The organism is Bacillus sp. FSL W7-1354, assembly GCF_038002405.1.
GTDB classification, from domain to species: Bacteria; Bacillota; Bacilli; order Bacillales; family Bacillaceae; genus Bacillus; species Bacillus paralicheniformis.
On record NZ_JBBOCL010000001.1, the window covers coordinates 168555 to 184398 of the forward strand.

At 46.4% G+C, this 15844-nt stretch carries 16 protein-coding genes; 11 read left to right on the plus strand and 5 right to left on the minus strand.

What is annotated here, in order from left to right:
* Nucleotides 1-14 precede the first annotated feature (14 nt).
* The 3 genes from hemY to MKZ04_RS00950 all read left to right on the plus strand — a co-directional run bounded on the left by hemY (nt 15) and on the right by MKZ04_RS00950 (nt 4430).
* Nucleotides 15-1427, plus strand: coding sequence for a protoporphyrinogen oxidase (gene hemY / locus MKZ04_RS00940; protein WP_023856566.1), 1413 nt, complete (start codon nt 15-17; stop codon nt 1425-1427).
* A gap of 196 nt (nt 1428-1623) precedes the next feature.
* On the plus strand, nt 1624-2196 hold the full coding sequence (locus tag MKZ04_RS00945; protein ID WP_003180287.1) for a TetR/AcrR family transcriptional regulator: 573 nt from the start codon (nt 1624-1626) through the stop codon (nt 2194-2196).
* Between the two features lie 71 nt (nt 2197-2267).
* Nucleotides 2268-4430, plus strand: a complete 2163-nt coding sequence (locus MKZ04_RS00950; protein ID WP_039072634.1) for a YhgE/Pip domain-containing protein — start codon at nt 2268-2270, stop codon at nt 4428-4430.
* 56 nt (nt 4431-4486) lie between these two features.
* Here MKZ04_RS00950 and MKZ04_RS00955 read toward each other — a convergent pair whose 3' ends face one another.
* Entirely contained in the window at nt 4487-5482 is a 996-nt protein-coding gene (locus MKZ04_RS00955; RefSeq protein WP_023856568.1) for a ketoacyl-ACP synthase III, read from the minus strand.
* Between the two features lie 106 nt (nt 5483-5588).
* Between MKZ04_RS00955 and MKZ04_RS00960 the strand changes: the two genes are divergently transcribed.
* The gene (locus MKZ04_RS00960; RefSeq protein WP_016886430.1) at nt 5589-6626 is read left to right on the plus strand and encodes a M42 family metallopeptidase; all 1038 of its coding nucleotides are present in this window, start codon (nt 5589-5591) and stop codon (nt 6624-6626) included.
* Nucleotides 6627-6704: 78 nt separating this feature from the next.
* Here the strand turns inward: MKZ04_RS00960 and MKZ04_RS00965 are convergent, their stop codons facing one another.
* The 3 genes from MKZ04_RS00965 to yhfH all read right to left on the minus strand — a co-directional run bounded on the left by MKZ04_RS00965 (nt 6705) and on the right by yhfH (nt 8786).
* Nucleotides 6705-6902, minus strand: coding sequence for a hypothetical protein (locus MKZ04_RS00965; protein ID WP_003180298.1), 198 nt, complete (start codon nt 6900-6902; stop codon nt 6705-6707).
* Nucleotides 6903-7057: 155 nt separating this feature from the next.
* Nucleotides 7058-8344 carry a cation:dicarboxylate symporter family transporter gene (locus MKZ04_RS00970; protein ID WP_003180300.1) on the minus strand — a complete coding sequence of 429 codons (1287 nt, stop codon included), beginning with the start codon at nt 8342-8344 and terminating at the stop codon, nt 7058-7060.
* Nucleotides 8345-8651: 307 nt separating this feature from the next.
* Nucleotides 8652-8786, minus strand: a complete 135-nt coding sequence (gene yhfH, locus MKZ04_RS00975; RefSeq protein ID WP_075213443.1) for a protein YhfH — start codon at nt 8784-8786, stop codon at nt 8652-8654.
* A 156-nt stretch (nt 8787-8942) separates the two neighbouring features.
* On the opposite strand from yhfH, the gene MKZ04_RS00980 reads away from it, so the two are divergent.
* From MKZ04_RS00980 to MKZ04_RS00990, 3 genes are all read left to right on the plus strand, one after another.
* Entirely contained in the window at nt 8943-9677 is a 735-nt protein-coding gene (locus MKZ04_RS00980; protein ID WP_020450814.1) for an MBL fold metallo-hydrolase, read from the plus strand.
* A gap of 18 nt (nt 9678-9695) precedes the next feature.
* Entirely contained in the window at nt 9696-10685 is a 990-nt protein-coding gene (gene lplJ, locus MKZ04_RS00985; protein WP_039072635.1) for a lipoate--protein ligase LplJ, read from the plus strand.
* 159 nt (nt 10686-10844) lie between these two features.
* The gene (locus tag MKZ04_RS00990; RefSeq protein ID WP_039072636.1) at nt 10845-12386 is read left to right on the plus strand and encodes a fatty acid--CoA ligase family protein; all 1542 of its coding nucleotides are present in this window, start codon (nt 10845-10847) and stop codon (nt 12384-12386) included.
* Here MKZ04_RS00990 and MKZ04_RS00995 read toward each other — a convergent pair.
* On the minus strand, nt 12357-12803 hold the full coding sequence (locus MKZ04_RS00995; RefSeq protein WP_020450817.1) for a hypothetical protein: 447 nt from the start codon (nt 12801-12803) through the stop codon (nt 12357-12359). The genes MKZ04_RS00990 and MKZ04_RS00995 overlap by 30 nt on opposite strands.
* Before the next feature lie 127 nt (nt 12804-12930).
* Here MKZ04_RS00995 and MKZ04_RS01000 point away from each other — a divergent pair, with 127 nt between their 5' ends.
* The 4 genes from MKZ04_RS01000 (at nt 12931) to MKZ04_RS01015 (ending at nt 15842) form a co-directional block, all read left to right on the plus strand.
* A complete protein-coding gene (locus MKZ04_RS01000) occupies nt 12931-13482 on the plus strand; it encodes a helix-turn-helix domain-containing protein (RefSeq protein WP_003180313.1) in 552 nt (183 codons plus the stop codon).
* A gap of 12 nt (nt 13483-13494) precedes the next feature.
* Nucleotides 13495-14211, plus strand: coding sequence for an AzlC family ABC transporter permease (locus MKZ04_RS01005; RefSeq protein WP_003180314.1), 717 nt, complete (start codon nt 13495-13497; stop codon nt 14209-14211).
* Nucleotides 14204-14515, plus strand: a complete 312-nt coding sequence (locus tag MKZ04_RS01010; protein WP_009328928.1) for an AzlD domain-containing protein — start codon at nt 14204-14206, stop codon at nt 14513-14515. Before MKZ04_RS01005 ends, MKZ04_RS01010 begins: the two co-directional genes overlap by 8 nt.
* Before the next feature lie 70 nt (nt 14516-14585).
* Nucleotides 14586-15842: a M48 family metallopeptidase gene (locus tag MKZ04_RS01015; RefSeq protein ID WP_023856570.1), complete on the plus strand. Its 1257-nt coding sequence runs from the start codon at nt 14586-14588 to the stop codon at nt 15840-15842.
* Nucleotides 15843-15844: the final 2 nt, after the last annotated feature.

The following is a 15844-nucleotide window of genomic DNA, read 5'->3' on the forward strand; positions in this document are numbered from 1 at the left end:
GAAGGCGATTGTAAATGAGTGGAGAACGCAGGCAGATTGTCATCATCGGCGGCGGTATTACCGGATTGGCCGCCGCCTTCTACTTGGAGAAGGAAATCAAAAAGAACGATCTCCCGGCCGAAGTCACGCTTGTTGAAGCGAGTCCGAGACTGGGCGGAAAGATACAGACGGTACACAAAGACGGCTATGTGATTGAACGGGGGCCGGATTCATTTTTGGAACGGAAGCAAAGCGCACCTCAGCTCGTGAAGGATCTCGGGCTGGAGCACTTGCTCGTGAACAACGCGACAGGCCAGTCTTATGTTCTTGTCAGCGAAACGCTCTATCCGATTCCGGAAGGAGCTGTGATGGGGGTGCCGACAAAAATCGGACCTTTTCTGACAACCGGCTTGTTTTCCTTGCCGGGGAAGTTGAGAGCCGGAATGGATTTGCTGCTTCCAGCGAGCAAGCCGCAGGAAGACCAGTCGCTCGGAGAATTTTTCAGAAGGCGTGTCGGCGGTGAAGTGGTGGAGAACCTGATCGAACCGCTTTTGTCAGGCATTTATGCCGGGGACATTGACCGCCTCAGTCTGATGTCAACTTTCCCGCAATTCTACCAGACAGAACAGAAGTACAGAAGCTTGATCATCGGGATGAAAAAATCGCGCGGCGCCCAGAGCGCCAAAAAGCCTGCGAACAAAAAGAAAGGCCAGTTCCAGACGGTGAAAACCGGCCTGCAGACGATTGTTGAAGAACTGGAAAAGCAGCTCGATATCACAAAGGTTTATAAAGGCACAAAGGTCGTCAGCATTGAGCGCGCGGGCTCGGGCTACAGCATGAAGCTTGACAACGGCAAGGTGCTTCACGCTGATTCGGCCGTGGTCACCGCTCCCCATAAAGCAGCTGCCGCGATGTTTCCAAAAGCGGATTGGCTGAAGGGTTTAGAAGATATGGTGTCAACATCTGTCGCCAATGTGGCGCTCGGATTTCCGGAAGAAGCCGTCCAAATGGAGCATCAAGGAACAGGCTTTGTCATTTCAAGGAACAGCGACTTTTCGATTACGGCGTGTACTTGGACAAACAAAAAATGGCCGAGCACAACGCCTGAAGGAAAAGTTCTGTTAAGAGCTTATGTGGGGAAAGCCGGCGATGAGTCCGTTGTCGAACAGTCAGATAACGAAATGGTGAAAATCGTCCTCGACGATTTAAGACGGATTATGAAGATCGACGGCGAGCCGGAAATGACCTGCATCACAAGATGGCATGAAGCGATGCCGCAATACCATGTCGGCCATAAGAAAAGAATGAAAGAGATCAGGGAAGGGTTACAGGCGTCATATCCGGGCGTTTTCATGACGGGGGCCTCTTTTGAAGGGGTCGGCATTCCGGATTGCATCGACCAAGGCAAGCAGGCCGTAGCCGATGTGCTCTCACACCTTTTCGAATAAAGAAGAGCAAATAAAGCTGTCCGAATCCATTCGGCGGCTTTTTTTATTTCACTCTTTTTACAGCTTTCATCATTTTAAAGTTTGTTTATGGAAAAGATAACATTTAAATTATTGCATTTTATATTCAGGTGTGTTACATTACTTTTTGTACTTACTGACCAAAATGTTCAAATAGTCAATTTCGGGGTGAGAAACCGTGAGCAAAGATCGAAAAGCACTGATTTTAGAAGCGGCGACAAAATCGTTTACACAATTCGGCTACAAAGCGACGACGATGGATCTGGTGGCGAAGCTTGCCAATGTCGGCAAAGGTACGATTTATACTTTTTTCAAGAATAAAGAGGAACTGTTCGACGACATTTTTTCTTCGCTTCTGATTGAGATGAAGCAAACGGCTGATCAAGCGATTGATCCTGATCTGCCTTTTCACGAAAATGCCCATCGCGCGATGATGGCGATATTGGAGTACAGAAAGAAGCACCAGCTGACCATTAAGATCTTTCAGGAAGGTGCGGAGCTCGGCACACCGGCGGCCCGCGAAGTGATTGAAAAGCTGGAACGCATGGTCATCAGCTATATTAAGAGAAAGATTAAAGAAGCGATTAAAAATGACGATATTAGACCGTGTGACCCCGAGCTGAACGCGTTTGTCATCTTCAAGCTTTACATCGCGCTCATCTTTGACTGGGAAAAAAACCATGAACCGCTGAAAGATGAAGAGTTGGCAGAGATGCTGAAAATGTATATTTTAAAAGGATTATCTCGTTAGATTGTCCTTTCTTTGTTTAAAGGGGTGCTTATCCGCATAGAGAGCGGCTACTAACTAGGAGGCGTATCAACATGAATGTTTTCAAAAACCAGTGGAGAGAACTGATAACCAATAAAAAACTACTGATATCCGTGATCGGGGTTCTCTTTATACCGCTGATTTACAGCAGCATATTTTTGGCGGCGTACTGGGACCCATACGGAAACGTCGATCAGCTCCCCGTAGCGGTTGTGAATTCCGACAAGGGAACGACATATGAAGGAAAAGACCTTCACATCGGCGACGACCTTGTCAAAGAACTGAAAAAAAACGATAAATTCGACTGGCATTTTACGACGAAGGAAAAAGCGCTGAGAGGCTTGCAAAATGAGGAATACTACATGGTTGTAGAAATTCCTGAAAACTTTTCGAAGGATGCCAGCACGGTGATGGATAAACATCCGAAAAAGCTGAATCTGATTTATCATACAAACGCAGGACGAAACTATGTCGGCGCCCAGATCAGCGATAAAGCGATTGAACAGCTTCAGCATTCAGTAGGTTCTGAAATCACGCAGCAATATGCCGAAGTCATCTTTGACAATTTCGGCAAAATCGCAAAAGGTCTCGGTGAAGCCAGCGAAGGTGCCGGAAAACTGGATAAAGGACTGAAAGATGCGAAAGAAGGAAGCGAAAAGCTGAAAAAGAACCTTGAAAAGCTTGCGAAAAGCCAAATTCAGTTCAACAAAGACGGAATGGAGAAGTTCGGCGCGGCATTCAATACGCTGAACGACAAAATTCATGAACTTGATTCAGGGCTTGCGCAATTTTTGGAAAAAAGCGGCCAGCTGCACAGCGGTGCTCAACAGCTCCAACAAGGCATGCCTCAGATTGTGGCGGGATTGGAGCAGATGAATGAAAAAGCACAGATGATAAGCAAACTCGAAGAAGCCATTTCAAATGAAAAGATTCAGCAGCTTGAAACGGCACTTTCAAACGCCGAAAAGGCGAAAAAAGAAATCAGTCAGATTTCAAAAAATATTGATGAGCTTGAAGCGGCATTGAAAAACCAGCACAGTGAAGTCAAACAAATTATTGAATCCAGCAACATGCTGACACAAGAACAGAAAGCCGCGCTTATGAAACAAGTCGATGAAAAAATGGGAACGGTGAAGCTGCCTGAGTTTGACAAGTTGAAAGCGCAAATTCCCGATGTAAGCGAACTTCCCGATTTATCCGGGCTGAAACAGAAGCTTGAGGAATTGAAGCGAGTTCCTTCGGATGTGAACAAGCTTTATAAAGGATCGCAAAAGATTCAGCAAGGGCTCGATGCGCTGACAAACGGTTTGGGTGCTTACAACGAAAAATTCGCGGAGGCGAAAAGCGGATCATCCAAAATCGCCGAAGGCAGCCAGACGTTAGTCGGGAAGTTCGGCGATCTGCAAAGCGCGGCTGATAAACTGAAAGACGGTTCTTCCAAGCTTGCAGAAGGGGCTAAATCTCTTGATGAAGGTCTTGGCAAGCTGTCTGACGGAAGCGGGGAGCTGTTTGACAAGCTGTCTGACGCTGCCGATCAGACCGGCGATATTCAAGCGGGAGACGAAAACTACAATATGTTCTCAGATCCCGTCGATGTGAAAGGCGATAAAATCGATCCGGTTTCCAACTACGGAACAGGATTAACCCCGTATATTTTGTCGCTCGGCTTATTTGTCGGTGCATTAATGATCACCGTCGTCTTTGATGTGAAAGAGCCGGCCGTCCGGCCTGAATCAGCTTTCGGCTGGTTTATGAGCAAATTCAGCGTACTTTTTGCAGTGGGGATTCTTCAAGCGGCGATCGCCTGCACGATCATTCTCTCTGGCATCGGGCTTGAAGTGCAAAGCGTCTGGAGATTTTATGTGTTCAGTATGATCATGAGCATTACATGTCTTGCGATCATTCAATTTTTGGCTGCGACCATGGGAAATCCGGGACGTTTCATTGCCGTCATTCTGCTCGTGCTTCAGCTTGGAGGAAGCGGAGGAACATTCCCTCTTGCACTTGTTCCTAAGTTCTTCCAAGTCATCCATTCCGCACTGCCGATGACCTACAGCATTGCGGGATACAGAGCGGTGATTTCAAGCGGAGACTACGCGTATATGTGGGAGCAGGCTGCCGTGCTCGGCGGTGTTGCGATCGTCATGATGGCCTTGACGCTGATTTATTTTAAAGTGCTGCTGAGAAAAGGAAAAGTTGAAGAGCAGCACGCATAAAAGAAAAACATCTTTTCAAGCCCGGCAAGGGCAAGAAAAGATGTTTTTTTTTGAAATCAGGAAGCTGGCGCGCCCCATTTTACAATCAGTCCCGTATATGTAAGACCCCCGCCGAAACCGAACAGAATCAAGTTATCGCCCTCTTTCAACTTTCCGTTTTTGACGGCTTCATCAAGGGCGAGAACAATTGATACGGATGAGGTGTTGCCAAACCATTCGACGCTCGTCAGCGCTTTTTCGAGTGAAATTCCGGTTTTTTCGCAAATTGATTCGACCATTCGCAAATTCGCGCTGTGCGGGACGAACCAATCGATATCTTTCAGCTCCATTTCAGCTTGGATAAGCAGCTTTTTGACGCCTTCGGGAATGGATCTGACCGCCCATTTATACACTTCGCGGCCGTTTTGAACCATTTTTCCTTCACCTGAGAGCGGCTCCCCTTTAAGGTCGCTGCGCAAGCCGGTTCTGTATAAATGGCGGGCTCCGTCACCTTTCGTATCCTGGGTAAAAGTAATAAAGCTTGGGGAATTGTCGTCCCGTTCGACAAGCAGGGCGCCCGCGCCGTCGCCGAACAAGATGCAAGACGCGCGGTCTGTGTAGTCGGTTGTTTTGGATAAGGTTTCACCGCTGATCACAAGAATTTTTTTATGCAGTCCGGAAGTGATCAGGCCGTTGGCGATATGCAATCCGTATGTTAATCCCGCGCAAGTCGCATTTACATCCACCGCGCCGACTTCTTTCCATCCGAAGTGCTCCTGAACCTGGCATGCCGTGCTTGGAAAAGCATAGTCCGCCGTTGTGGTAGAGACGATGATCATGTCAATATCGTCCAGCGTGCCGTTGTATCTGCTTTGTAGATTTTCAACGGCCTTTATGCAAAGATCTGATGTGAATTCGTGACTTCCTGCGATTCGCCTTTCTTTCATTCCTGTCCGCTGAACGATCCATTCATCAGAAGTATCGACGATTTTTTCAAAGTCTTTGTTTGTCATGCGCTTTTCGGGAACATAGGTGCCGATGGCGGAAATTCGCGCTTTTGATAAAGTTTTCATGAAGTTCACTCTCCTTTTTTTTATTATAACACCTAGTATTAGTATCTGGTACTAAAATATTGATCTGATGTATACTATAAACATCACAAGTTGGGAGGAATGAACAATGTCAGGACAGAAAACGCTGGAGCTCATCAAGGAGCTCGTCTCCATCCCGAGCCCTACCGGAAATACGTATGACATCATAGACTATATCAATCGCCTATTACAGGAAGAAGGAGTCGAAACAAAGTTTAACCGTAAGGGCGGCCTGATCGCGACGATACCGGGCCGCGACAAAGCCCGGCACCGGATGCTCACCGCTCATGTCGATACCCTCGGAGCGATGGTGAAAGAGATTAAGCCGAACGGAAGGCTGAAAATTGACTTAATCGGGGGGTTCAATTACAACTCGATTGAAGGCGAGTATTGCAAAATTGAAACAGCATCAGGGAAAACTTACACCGGCACGATCTTAATGCATCAGACATCAGTGCATGTTTACAAAGACGCCGGAAAAGCCGAGCGGAACCAGAAGAATATGGAGGTCCGCATTGACGAACCGGTCCGCAGTGAAGAAGAAACCCGGGCGCTCGGCATCAATGTCGGTGATTTTATCTCCTTCGACCCGCGCGTTGAGATCACACCGAGCGGGTTTATCAAATCGCGTCATCTTGATGATAAAGCAAGCGTCGCCCTCCTTATTGAGCTGATCAGAACGATCAACACAGAAGGGATGACACTGCCTTACACAACACATTTTTTAATTTCCAATAATGAAGAAATCGGTTATGGCGGCAACTCCAATATCCCGCCTGAAACGGTGGAATATTTGGCTGTTGATATGGGAGCGATCGGCGATGGGCAGTCAACCGACGAATATACGGTATCCATTTGTGTGAAGGATGCCAGCGGGCCATATCACTACGGGCTTCGCAAGCGTCTGACCGCTCTTTGTGAAACATACGGAATCGAGTATAAGCTTGATATTTACCCGTACTACGGCTCAGATGCTTCAGCAGCCATCAGAGCGGGCCATGATATCGTCCACGGGCTGATCGGCCCGGGAATTGACGCATCCCACGCGTTTGAAAGGACGCATCAGTCGTCCCTGGAGCAGACGGCAAAGCTGCTGTATCATTATGTCCTGTCTGACATGGCATAAAAAAGCTCCCAAAGGACCCCGGTCCCTTGGGAGTAAAAAAAGAGTGGAAGTCATCCATCCGTAGAGGATGGCGTTTACTTACCAGTAATCATAGTGTTTTTTCTTTTTGCAGTGATCAAAGTGGTCAAACTTCTTGTAGTCATAGTCATAATCATACTTCTTATAGCATGGATAATAGTAGTAATAATAGTAGTAGTAGTATTTCTTGCAGTCGTGGTCTTTCTTGTGGTAGTCAAAGTCATAATCTTTCTTGCAATGGTCATGGTAAAAATACATTAAACTTCCCTCCAGTTTTCTTTTCTAATTTAACTACAGTACATCGTATGTAAACGAAAGGAAGTTGTTTGGACAGGTTTCTTGAGCAAATTGCATATTTTTAAAAAAACGTATGTTTCTCCAAAAGCGGGAAACATACGTTTTTTTGCGGGCTGTCAGCCGGACATTTTCATATCTGCCGGCTCCCTTTGATTTAAGACGGTCTGTCCTTTAACGGCGTCATATTCACCTTCCCATTTTGACATGACCACAGCGGCAAGAGCGTTTCCGGTCAGGTTGACGACCGTTCTCGCCATATCCATAATCCGGTCGACTCCGGCAATGAAGGCCAGCCCTTCAGCAGGAACGCCGATCGTGCCCAGAGTCGCGAGAAGAACGACGAATGATGTGCCGGGAACGGCAGCCATTCCTTTAGAAGTGACCATCAGGACAAGGATGAGCGTGAGCTGCTGCCCAATGGACAGATCGATGCCGTAGACCTGCGCCAGAAACAGCGCCGCGATTGCCTGATACAGGACAGAGCCGTCAAGGTTAAATGTGTAGCCGATCGGAATGACAAACGACACAATGCCTTTCGGACAGCCGATTTTCTCCATTTTTTCCATGACGCGCGGAAGCACAGTTTCAGAGCTTGATGTACTGTATGCAAGAAGAAGCTCATCTTTCATATAGGCCAAAAATTTAAATATATTGATACCGCACAGCTTGCCGACGATCCCAAAAATGACAATCAGAAAGAAAGCAAGAGCAAGATAGACAAGCAAAACGAGCTTTCCCAATGATAAAAGCGAAGAAAAACCAAATTTTGAAACCGTTACACCAATTAAAGCAAAAACGCCGAACGGCGCGAATTTCATGACGATGTTCACGACGTGGAACATGGCTTGAGACGTTGCCTCAAAAAAGGAAAGCACAGGCTTGCCTTTTTCGCCTATGGCTGACACTCCGAGTGCGAACAGAACAGTGAAGCAAATGATCGCAAGCAGATCGCCTTCAGCGAGCGATTGGAAAAAGTTTGTCGGCACAATGTGCAGGAACGTGTCTGCGACAGATTTGGTGCTTGCCTCTTTTTCTGTTTCTACATATTGGCTGATATCCTGTTTTTCAGCACCAGAAAAGTTTACGCCGTGTCCAGGCTGAATGATATTTCCAAGGAGTAGTCCGAGCACGATCGCAAAAGTCGTAATGATTTCAAAGTACAGAATCGTCCGAAAACCGAGCCTGCCGACCTTTTTTCCGCTGCCGGCCCCTGCAACCCCGACAATCAAGCTTGAAACGACAATAGGAATCACAATCATTTTGATTAATCTTAAGAACAAATCACCGACGGGCTGCAGATACGTTGCGACCGCAGGGTTTCCGAACCAAATCGCTCCTGCTGCAACACCTAAAATCAGCCCGAGGAAAATTTGTGTGGCTAATCCGAATTTAAGTCTTTTCATAGATGCCCTCCCAACGCATGCTTAATTTATACTAGAATATTAAACTGAGATCGTAAATTAAGTATAGCGAAAGAAAATACAGCTCGTCCATTAAAAAAATAACGTCTGAATATATTGAAAATTCAAATATGAGATGATCATCCCAGCTTAAATTCAAATCGGGACGTTCATCGGTGTATATTTCCCTAAGTGAAATAGTAAAATGTTATTAAAATAATGAATTTTGACAAGAATCTCTCTCTTTATAACTAACTTTATGACAAAAAAACGCCCCGGGGAGATCCGCCGGAGCATTTTTTAATGACGTCTATATATCTTTTACATTTAAGCATTTAGAGCAAGTGTTTCCGTAGCATTCGTGCTGCTCATCAATATCGTGGCCGCATTTTGAACATTTTTTGGAAGGCAAATTTCTGAAGAACTCGGTGATTTTAGAGAGCATGTTGATTCCCCCAATTCGTTTGTTGTCATCATTGTATTATAACAGTATCCAGGAAATCAATGTCTGTTTTATGACAAAATATAAAACATGCAATTTTTAAGAAAAATGGGTATATTGAATAGGGGGACGATAGACACAAAAAAGAGGTGTGTATATATGAAGATGACAGTCATCGGCTGCTGCGGAGGATTTCCGGCTGCAAATGAAGCGACTTCAGGCTATCTCTTTCAATCCGGGGATTATTCCGTTTTAATCGACTGCGGCAGTGCCGTTTTATCGAAGCTTCAGCTGTTTCTGCCCGTTGAGGAGCTTGATGCCGTTATATTATCCCATTATCATCACGACCATATTGCGGATGTCGGCCCTTTGCAATTTGCCAAACTGGTCGGCTCATTCCTCGGCAAGGGAGCGAATGCCCTTCCGATATATGGACATCCTTTTGATGAAGAGCAGTTTTCAAAGCTTACATATAAAACGCATACCGCTGGATTGGCCTATGATCCGAAAGAGTCTTTGGCAATCGGACCGTTTACGTTCACGTTTTTAAAGACGGTTCATCCTGTTGACTGCTTTGCTATGAGGGTGACGGACGGTGTTCATTCTGTCGTTTATACAGCCGATTCGAGCTTTCAGGAAGCTTTCATCCCGTTCAGTGCAGGAGCCGATCTATTGATCTCGGAGTGCAATTTTTATGCGGATCAGGATGGGAGAAGCGCCGGTCATATGAACAGCCTCGAAGCGGGACGCATCGCTGCAGAAGCGGGTGCGGGACATCTGCTCTTGACACACCTCCCGCATTTCGGGGAACATCAAAAACTAGCAGAAGAGGCCAAAACCGTTTATAAAGGCGCGGTTGATCTGGCGCACACCGGTTATGTGTGGGGAGAATAGAAGGAGGAACTGACAAACATGCTGTTTATCGATAATCAAAATATTACAGATCCGAGGATCAACTTGGCGATTGAGGAGTACTGCTTAAAGCACCTCGATCCTGAAGAGACGTATCTGCTGTTTTATATCAACCAGCCGTCGATCATCATTGGCAAAAACCAAAATACGATTGAGGAAATCAACACAAAGTATGTGGATGAAAACGGGATCATTGTCGTTCGCAGGCTGTCAGGCGGCGGAGCTGTCTACCATGACCTCGGGAACTTGAACTTCAGCTTTATTACGAAAGACGACGGCAACAGCTTCCATAATTTTAAGAAGTTTACGGAGCCCGTTGTGGCCGCTTTAAAGCGGCTTGGCGTCGATGCGGAGCTGAGCGGCCGAAACGACTTGATGGCAAACGGCCGGAAAATTTCGGGAAACGCCCAGTTCTCAACGAAAGGGAGAATGTTCAGCCATGGCACGCTGTTGTTCGATTCTGAGATAGAACATGTCGTATCGGCTTTAAAAGTAAAAAAAGATAAAATCGAATCAAAAGGCATCAAATCGATCAGGAGCCGGGTAGCCAATATCTGCGAATTTCTCGATCAGAAGATGACGACAGTGGAATTCCGAAGCATGCTTCTCCGCTATATTTTTGATACCGAAGGGGAAATACCGGAGTATAAGCTGACTGAAAAAGACTGGAAAATCATCAATCAAATTTCAAAGGAACGCTATCAAAACTGGGATTGGAACTATGGGAAGTCTCCGAAATTCAATCTTCAGCATTCAAAACGATTTCAAGCGGGATCGGTCGACATCCGCCTGGAAGTGCAAAAAGGCGTGATCCGCGAGTGCAAAATATTCGGTGACTTTTTCGGAGTCGGCGATGTCAGCGATATTGAAGAGAAGCTGACAGACGTACAGTATGAAAGAAAAGCGATTGAAGAAGCCCTTCAAGGCGTCGACATCAAGCATTACTTCGGCAATATTCAAAAAGAAGAATTTTTGGATCTTGTCTACTAAAAGAGAGGCTGCGGTTTCCGCGGCCCCTTTTTAACTTGAGAGGAATGGAAGATATTTCCCAACAGCCCTTGAGTGTTTTCTGTTCATTTACTATAATGGGAATAGATTTTGATTATCACAAAATGAATGGTCATTCATTCATTTTTAAGGGGTGGGAGAATGAATTTAGTTTCAAAATTAGGGGAAACAGCTCAATCAAAGCCTGACAGAACCGCTTATATTTTTGGGGAACAGACGGAAACATACGGGGGATTACAGCAGAAAATTGATTGCTTTGCAGAAGGTCTGCGCGAAATCGGGGTGGAAAAGGGAGATCATGTTGCTTTGCTTCTCGGCAATACCCCGCATTTTGTGATTGCGTTTTACGGTGCGCTGAAGGCCGGAGCCGTTGTCATACCGATCAATCCGGCCTATACGCCGACTGAGATCGGCTATATGCTGACAAATGGCGACGCAAAAGTGATCGTGGCTCTGGGACAGCTGCTTCCGCTTTACGAAAAGGTGCATGAATCCCTTCCGAAAGTCAGCTGCGTCGTGCTTTGCGAAACGGGAGAGCCGCTTCGCGAACCGGAAAGCACTGAGGTTAAGATGAAATTGAAATCGTTTACAAACATTATGAAACCTCCTGTCCGGCCGTTTCCTGAAATCGACGCCGAAGATACGGCCGCCATCCTTTATACGTCAGGAACTACGGGAAGACCAAAAGGGGCGATGCTCACACATCAAAATCTATTTTCGAATGCAAATGATACAGCCCGCTATCTAACAATGAATGAATCTGACCTTGTCGTCGCCGCCCTGCCGATGTTCCACGTTTTTTGTTTAACGGTCTGCATGAATGCGCCGCTCATGAACGGCGCAGCGATTTTGATCGTGCCGAAATTCAGCCCCGCCGAAGTTTTCAAGCTGATTAAAAAGCATCAGGCGACGATCTTCTCAGGCGTGCCGACAATGTACAATTACCTGTACCAGTATGAAGGGGCGGATGAAACCGGTTTTCGATCCATCAGGATTTGCATCTCAGGCGGAGCAGCCATGCCTGTCGCTCTCCTGAAAAGTTTTGAAGAAAGATTCGGCGTTCTCGTTTTAGAAGGCTACGGTTTGTCGGAGGCTTCTCCTGTTACATGCTTTAACCCGTTCAGCACCGGCCGCAAGCCAGGATCGATCGGCACGAACATTCTCAATGTGAAAAACAAAGTCGTCAATGAAATCGGGGAAGAGCTGCCTGCCGGTCAAGTCGGGGAGTTGATCGTTAAAGGGCCGAATGTTATGAAAGGGTACTACAACATGCCGGAAGAAACGGCCCATACGATTAAAGACGGATGGCTGTATACAGGTGATTTGGCAAAACGGGATGAAGACGGTTATTTTTATATCGTCGACAGAAAAAAAGACATGATTATCGTCGGCGGCTATAATGTCTATCCGAGGGAGATCGAAGAAGTGCTCTACCTTCATCCGGAAATCGCAGAAGCGGTGGTGATCGGAGTGCCAGACCCGAATACGGGAGAAGCCGTCCAGTGCTATGTCGTTCCGAAGAATAAAACGCTGACAGAGGATGATGTCTTGTCGCATTGCAAAAAGCATCTTGCCAAATACAAGCGCCCGGCGGCAATCGTCTTCATGGATGAAATACCGAAAAATTCGACCGGCAAAATTTTAAGGCGCGCTTTAAAAGACATTTTGACAAATCAATCTTGACACGTTAAAAGGGACGCCTGCCGCGTCCCTTTTCTGCAGTTCTCTGAGAAGAGCGTCTTTTTCCTTTTGTCGGAGAACAAAATATGTGCCCTCCTCTTCTTTCAGGATGACGGCTTCATCTTTCTTCAGCCAGACGGTGAAGTGAACGCGATGTGTGTCGGTCATGCTGATGTATCCGTGATACGCCGGAGAAGGCAGGCTATGCGCCGACTTTTCTTTCATTCTTTTCCCTTTGTTAAATGTATCAAGCAGAACGCCTATGTTGTGCCTATCTTTGATGCTGACCGTTTTTTCGCTGTCATCTGCCTGCTTCAAGATGATTTCTTCGGCATTTCTTGAGTCGAAAGGCTCCGCCATCAAGTGGAATACATAAAAGACAGTGATAGATAAAATACCGAAAAAAAGTATGATCCCCATTATTTTTTTCAGAATGATCACCTCAGGCTATTTATTTTCTCCGTTTAATGGCTTTTCATCCTAAAAAATTATGCTATAATGTTCAATAAATTATACAAATGTTCAATTTATTGAGAGGAGGCAGAAGATGAATTCGATTGAAAAACAAGTCGCAGAAAACATAAAGAGGCTGCGAAAAGTCCGCAATTACAGTCTTGATCAATTGTCATCGATGACTGGCGTCAGCAAAGGCATGCTCGCGCAAATTGAAAAAGGCTCTTCAAGTCCGACGATCACAACTTTGTGGAAGATCGCAAACGGGCTGCAAGTATCATTTACTTCCTTGGCAGAAAAGCCCGCGGGGGAGCCGACGGTCGTCAGAAAGCATGAGAAAACGCCCGTTTTGGCCGGAGAAGAAAAATACGCGGCATTTCCGCATTTTCCCTTCGACCAGAAAAAGAAGTTTGAAATCTTTTATATTGAACTTGCGCCCGGCTGTGTACACGAATCAGAGCCTCACCACGGAGGAATTGAAGAGTATGTGCTCGTCTCTAGAGGAGCGATCGCGGTGACGGCGTGTGATTACACCTGCAGCCTGAACGAAGGGGATGCGATGCATTTCACCGCAAACACCGTGCATACGTACGAAAACAACACGGAACAAACGGCATCATGTTATACACTCATTTATTATCCGTAAAGAGGTGTCAAGATGGAAAAGCACGATTCACTCAATTTTCTAGACGGGCTTCGTTCAGGGGTTTCCCTTGCCGTCGGCTACATTCCGGTCGCTTTGACATTCGGGCTTTTGGCGAAAACAACGGGGCTGTCGCTTTTTGAAACGTTTTTGATGAGCGCCCTTGTTTTCGGAGGAGCGTCCCAGTATATGTCTTTAAGCATGCTCGCCGTTCAAACGGGAATCATCGAAATCGTTATGACGACGTTCATTGTGAATATCAGACATTTTTTATTTTCGGCGACTTTGAATCAATTGGTAGAAAAAGATTCGCCTTGGAAAAAAGCGTTTTACTCATTTTTCGCGGTGACAGATGAATCGTTTGCCGTCGCTGCTCTAAGAAAGGAAAAGCTGACGACCGGGTATATGATCGGCCTCGGTTCGATCGGATATGTAAGCTGGGTTTTTTGGAGTGCGGCCGGGCATTTTGCAGGGGCCGCCATGCCGGCTGTTCTCCAGGAAAGCATGAGCATCGCCCTTTATGCCATGTTTATCGGATTGTTGGTGCCGCCTTTGAAAAAACAGCGAAAAGTCCTGCTGCTGGCGGGGGCGGCTGCGTTATTCAATACGGTTTTCCAAATGAACGGAATATTGTCGGCAGGATGGTCGATCGTCTGCGCTACGCTTTTATCCGCCGTCCTGATTGAATGGCTGTACCAATTTAGAACAGAGGGGAAGAGAAACTATGTTTAGCCCGATCATCTGGATGATTATCGGCATGGCTGCCGTTACATATGTGCCGCGGATGGTGCCGCTCATTGCTTTTGAAAGCCTGAAGCTTCCCGGATTTTTGGAGCGCGTGCTGAAAAATGTGCCGTACGCCGTCTTAGGGGCTCTCATTTTTCCGGGGGTTTTTTTGGTGCAAAGCGGTATGCTCTACGGACTTGCCGGCGCTCTTATCGCATTTTTATTTTCCTATTTTGGAGCAAGCGTCATAGTCGTCGTGATGGGGACGATTTTGACGCTCGCAGGCGCCGGCCTCTTGCTCTCATTGTAAGGCTTGGTTCTAACTTTCGCATGAAAAGCTTACAATAGAAGTAACTGCTATGTGAGAGGAAGTGATTCCCATGCGGAAATGGATCGCGGGAGCCGGTCTCCTGTATGTGCTGTACGGCCTTTTTTTCTATTGGTATCTCTTTATGGCCGGTGAACCCTCCGTTCCTGAGGCGCTGAAAGGGACAAGCGCAGACCCGGCGGCATTTATGAACGAAAGAGAACTCATGCTGACGGAAGAGTACTCGAAAATAAAGGACTTTATGTTTTTTATCCGGATTCCGTTTGAATGGTTTTTATTTTTTATATTGTTGATTGCCGGTTTATCCAGGAAAATGAAAAATTGGGCGGAGCAGACCTCGAAGAGGAGAAGCATTCAAATCACGGCATATGTTTTTGCTTTGTTTCTGATCGTCACGATCGTTTCTTTGCCGCTTGACTGGATCAGCTATCAATATTCGCTTGACTACGGCATATCAACCCAGACAACCGCGAGCTGGATCAAAGACCAGGTGATCGACTTCTGGATCAGTTTTCCGATAACGGCTGCGGCGGTGATCGTCTTTTACTATTTGATCAAAAAGCATGAAAAACGCTGGTGGTTTTATGCCTGGTGTCTGACGGTTCCGGTTACGCTGTTTTTATTTTTTCTCCAGCCGGTTGTCATTGATCCTTTATACAATGACTTTTATCCGCTGAAAAATAAAGAGCTTGAACAAAGCATTCTGAAGCTGGCCGATCAGGCGGATATTCCTGCGAATCACGTCTATGAAGTGAACATGTCTGAAAAAACGAATGCGTTAAATGCATATGTAACAGGAATCGGCGCCAATAAAAGGATTGTGCTCTGGGATACCACGCTGAACAAGCTGGATGAGCCGGAAATTTTATTCATCATGGCGCACGAAATGGGACATTATGTGATGAAGCATGTTTACATAGGACTTGGCGGGTATCTGCTTTTATCCCTTGCTGTCTTTTATGTGATCGACAAGCTGTACAAGCGGATCATCGGCCGCTATGGAAGAAGCCTTCATATTGCGGGAAAATCCGATCTAGCCGCACTTCCGCTTCTTCTGATGCTGATGGGGGTCATCTCTTTCGCGTCGTCTCCATTTACGAACGCAGTTTCGAGGCATCAGGAAAAAGCTGCTGACCAGTATGCGATTGAACTGACGCAAAACAGCGATGCAGCGGTTTCGACGTTTCAAGAACTCTCAAAAGCCGGGCTGAGCGAGGCAAACCCGCCGTTTCTCGTCAAGATTTTTAAATACGGCCATCCGACGATCATGGAACGGATTCAAAATATTGAACAACCTTCATCAGAATGAAG

Bases quoted from the DNA above. Each gene is read 5' to 3' on its own strand.
- hemY (WP_023856566.1), top strand. From the start codon at position 15: ATGAGTGGAGAACGCAGGCAGATTGTCATCATCGGCGGCGGTATTACC.
- MKZ04_RS00950 (WP_039072634.1), top strand. From the start codon at position 2,268: ATGAATGTTTTCAAAAACCAGTGGAGAGAACTGATAACCAATAAAAAA.
- MKZ04_RS00955 (WP_023856568.1), bottom strand. From the start codon at position 5,482: ATGAAAACTTTATCAAAAGCGCGAATTTCCGCCATCGGCACCTATGTT.
- MKZ04_RS00960 (WP_016886430.1), top strand. From the start codon at position 5,589: ATGTCAGGACAGAAAACGCTGGAGCTCATCAAGGAGCTCGTCTCCATC.
- MKZ04_RS00965 (WP_003180298.1), bottom strand. From the start codon at position 6,902: ATGTATTTTTACCATGACCATTGCAAGAAAGATTATGACTTTGACTAC.
- MKZ04_RS00970 (WP_003180300.1), bottom strand. From the start codon at position 8,344: ATGAAAAGACTTAAATTCGGATTAGCCACACAAATTTTCCTCGGGCTG.
- yhfH (WP_075213443.1), bottom strand. From the start codon at position 8,786: ATGCTCTCTAAAATCACCGAGTTCTTCAGAAATTTGCCTTCCAAAAAA.
- MKZ04_RS00980 (WP_020450814.1), top strand. From the start codon at position 8,943: ATGAAGATGACAGTCATCGGCTGCTGCGGAGGATTTCCGGCTGCAAAT.
- lplJ (WP_039072635.1), top strand. From the start codon at position 9,696: ATGCTGTTTATCGATAATCAAAATATTACAGATCCGAGGATCAACTTG.
- MKZ04_RS00990 (WP_039072636.1), top strand. From the start codon at position 10,845: ATGAATTTAGTTTCAAAATTAGGGGAAACAGCTCAATCAAAGCCTGAC.
- MKZ04_RS00995 (WP_020450817.1), bottom strand. From the start codon at position 12,803: ATGGGGATCATACTTTTTTTCGGTATTTTATCTATCACTGTCTTTTAT.
- MKZ04_RS01000 (WP_003180313.1), top strand. From the start codon at position 12,931: ATGAATTCGATTGAAAAACAAGTCGCAGAAAACATAAAGAGGCTGCGA.
- MKZ04_RS01005 (WP_003180314.1), top strand. From the start codon at position 13,495: ATGGAAAAGCACGATTCACTCAATTTTCTAGACGGGCTTCGTTCAGGG.
- MKZ04_RS01010 (WP_009328928.1), top strand. From the start codon at position 14,204: ATGTTTAGCCCGATCATCTGGATGATTATCGGCATGGCTGCCGTTACA.
- MKZ04_RS01015 (WP_023856570.1), top strand. From the start codon at position 14,586: ATGCGGAAATGGATCGCGGGAGCCGGTCTCCTGTATGTGCTGTACGGC.